The organism is Methanobrevibacter sp. (assembly GCF_045116495.1).
Taxonomy (GTDB): domain Archaea; phylum Methanobacteriota; class Methanobacteria; order Methanobacteriales; family Methanobacteriaceae; genus Methanocatella.
Window position 1 is genome coordinate 1 of record NZ_JBGULU010000142.1, and the last position, 3,252, is coordinate 3,252.

Below are 3,252 nucleotides of genomic sequence, written 5' to 3' on the forward strand. Positions count from 1 at the left end.
TTCAAAAGAGGCATGGTTGTAAATCTGATTAGGGAAACCGACAATGAACATGACCCGGATGCAATAAGGGTTGAATTTGAAGGTGAGACTGTAGGTTATGTTGCAAATAACGATTATACTCTAATTGAAAATGTGAAAAGTGCTAGCGAGATACGAAAAATGGAAAATGATAAGGCTGAAGTGGTGCTGGTGTATCTTGATGAATATGTTATAGCTAAATTAATCTAACTTTTTTTGTTGTTTTCTATTATGTCTAAAACTTCCAGTCCTAGTGGTGTGTTTTTATATAGTCTGCCTTTGGTTGCCTCTTCATTCATGCAGTATACTAAATTCTTTTCTTTCAAATCATGAAGAGCATTGGATACTTGGGTAATTCTAAATCCGGTTGTTTTTGCTATTTCTGATGGCATGTAAAAATCACTTCGGATTGTCTTGAGCGTTTCAAAGCGGGTTGGGGAGATTTTTATGAATCCTACAATTTCCCAAAGTTCCTTTTCACTAATTTTGTTATTCATATGTATCACTTTGTTTTAAGACAAATACTTCATTAGTTATGATGTTATATTTGTTTTAATTATCAGTAGATAATATTTTATTCGATATAATAACAACATTAATATAATATATACAACTAAAATAAACATAATGAATGCAACATGTATTGCGATTGCATCGTGCATATCATTACTTGTCAAATGCTCTTGGTATTGATTTAAATTATATGAAAATATATAGTATAATAGATAAGCCAGTAATTCGATTAAAAACATATTGTCAATATGATTAATCAGAAAGTTCAAAACAGAGGATTTAGCTTATAAATTATCCCAGGTGGATTTTATCATGATGGAAACTGAAATAACAAACAATCATCTTAAGGAAGTCATAAAAGACATAACTGAATTTTTAGAAAAAGAAGAAGAACCTCCGTTTGAAATTTTATACAAACTGATTTGTGAACTGAAGGTATCAAATTTGCTCCTGCCTGCATTTGAAGACGGAGACACTTTGAATTATCAATCCATCGAAATGGAAGAAACAGAAGATACATTCCTCCCTTTGTTTACAGACATTGAAGAATTCAATAAGCATGATATAGCTGACGGCTATCATCCAATGCCTTTGGATTTTGAGGATTATGTTGAAATGGTTCTTGAAGATGATGACTGTGACGGTATTTTTATAAATCCCGAAGGAAACTTCCTGCCTCTTGAAAGGGATTTCCTAACAGATTTGGATTTTGACGAAAATGCCCCTGAAGAGGCTGAAGAACCATATACTGCAGAGGAACTGAAAGAGATTTTTGACAGTGTATCAAACGAATCCCTGGTGGAATTCATCAGATCCGACAGCAATACAGATTTTGAAAAACTCTTTGTCGAACTTTCCGATTCAACACTAATCAATCCGCTTATTTATGACACATCACTGGATGATAAGACCGAAGACGGCATCATTAACATAGGTGACGGTGAAGGATTCGGAATATGTGCAGTTGAAGATCCAAACGGAATTTCTTTAGTTACAATATTTACTGACATAAACGCCATGAATGATATGGATTTAAATGAGGACGTCACATATTGCGGCCAGATAACCGTTCTATCCGCAATGTTTGACTATGTCCTTAAAAATGACATGGACGGTGTCATCATAAATCAGAACACTGATGACTATATAATTCCGCGCGATGCCCTCCTGCAGCAGGCCGGCGGAGTTGAACTCATTGCAGATGAATCCAAATTCATTAATGCTGTTGACTATGCGTTTTTAATGTGAGAATAATTTTCTCACAACACATTTTTTAAAGATAACCTACAAAATAAAAGTGATGATAACACATAAACACCTAAGGCAGGTCATTGAAGACATATACATTAATGACAACAATATCACAGAAGAGCTTCTTTTAAGACTTATAAACGAGTTTAGATATTCCAATCTGTATATTCCCGCAAAAAGGGAAAACGGCACTCTAAACTTCATTATCTATGAGGATGAATCTGCTAAAATCACACCTCTTTTTACCGATTTGGATGAATTTCACAAGTTCTACAGGGACGATGATATAGAAGTTTTAAACAATTCCTTTGAACTTTATCAAAACATCATAAAAACAACAGATATCGAAGGGTACATTTTGAATCCCGCTTCTGAAAAATACCTGTTTAAGAAGGAATTCATTCTGGAAATCAAAAACATTCCGAAAACCAGTTTCTACACAACCGACCCGTACACTGAAGATGAATTGAAAAGGCTCTATGATTCTATTGATAATAAGGCTCTGGAACATTTCACAGACAACCCCCAAAATGTCGGTGACTGGGAGGGGCTGTTTGAAAAGCTTGCAAATTCATATGTGCTGGGACTGATGGTATCCGATTTTGATTTGACTTCAAAAGCTACCAACGGCATTATCAACCAGAAACTGACCGGTCCACTTGCAAACATGTATGTCGATACCATCGGAGGAAGATATGCAACAATATTTTCCTCAAAGGAAAGATTAGCTAATGTGAACACTCCAAAATTCAAGTATGCCCAGATAATAAATCTTGCAACACTGGTGAATTTCGTGCTGACGGAAGACATGGATGGAATCATACTCAATCCCTCATGCGGTGATGTGCTTATTCCAAGATCTGTCCTTTTAAAGTATTCTCTCGGTTTTGAAAGGTTTGCAAATGACGGGAAACTTTCAGAATCATTCTATTATCTGTTTACCCTTGACTAGAAAGTTATAATTAAAATGAAATTTAGAGGTATAATCATGTCTGATTTATCCGAATTGATACAAATTGCAAAAAACATTGAAAAACAAAATGAGGAAATCATCCGTCTTTTAAAAAAGGTTGCGGGTGAAGAGGAAAACCCTTCAGCTGAAGAGGAAATTCCTTCCCTTGATGAAATATCAAAGATAATTTTAAAGGATATCGATACTGTTCATGAGCCGAAGCCTGTTGAAGAGGAAGTCACTTTCAACCTCCCGCCTAGGGTGTCTGAAAACTTTCTTTTAGAAAACTCACATGATGTCGGTGAAGTCTACTTCATTGAAGAGGATGACATCTTCAAATTAACTATCAAAAATAATGAAACTAGCATCGATAATTTAACAGGTTCGGATGATGCAATTGATTTTAATTTACAGGAAATAATAGCTAATGAATCCATCAAAAATAATCAAAGTTTAATGGACTCTACAGTTATACTAAATAAATCACAATCACTGAAACTGCATGAAACCTTGAGAAC

5 protein-coding genes are annotated in these 3,252 nt (G+C 34.7%); 4 read left to right on the forward strand and 1 reads right to left on the reverse strand.

The window, feature by feature from the left end:
* The coding region (locus tag ACJMLH_RS07755; protein WP_405276400.1) for an HIRAN domain-containing protein at positions 1-228 on the forward strand (228 nt) is incomplete at its 5' end.
* On the opposite strand, the gene ACJMLH_RS07760 is transcribed toward ACJMLH_RS07755, so the two are convergent.
* The gene (locus ACJMLH_RS07760; RefSeq protein WP_405276402.1) at positions 225-515 is read right to left on the reverse strand and encodes a MarR family transcriptional regulator; all 291 of its coding nucleotides are present in this window, start codon (positions 513-515) and stop codon (positions 225-227) included. The genes ACJMLH_RS07755 and ACJMLH_RS07760 overlap by 4 nt on opposite strands.
* Before the next feature lie 328 nt (positions 516-843).
* Here ACJMLH_RS07760 and ACJMLH_RS07765 point away from each other — a divergent pair, with 328 nt between their 5' ends.
* The 3 genes from ACJMLH_RS07765 to ACJMLH_RS07775 form a co-directional block, all read left to right on the forward strand.
* Entirely contained in the window at positions 844-1,779 is a 936-nt protein-coding gene (locus tag ACJMLH_RS07765; RefSeq protein WP_405276404.1) for an SseB family protein, read from the forward strand.
* A gap of 52 nt (positions 1,780-1,831) precedes the next feature.
* The gene (locus ACJMLH_RS07770) at positions 1,832-2,734 is read left to right on the forward strand and encodes an SseB family protein (RefSeq protein WP_405276406.1); all 903 of its coding nucleotides are present in this window, start codon (positions 1,832-1,834) and stop codon (positions 2,732-2,734) included.
* Positions 2,735-2,770: 36 nt separating this feature from the next.
* On the forward strand, positions 2,771-3,252 hold a 482-nt coding region (locus tag ACJMLH_RS07775; RefSeq protein WP_405276408.1), incomplete at its 3' end, for a hypothetical protein.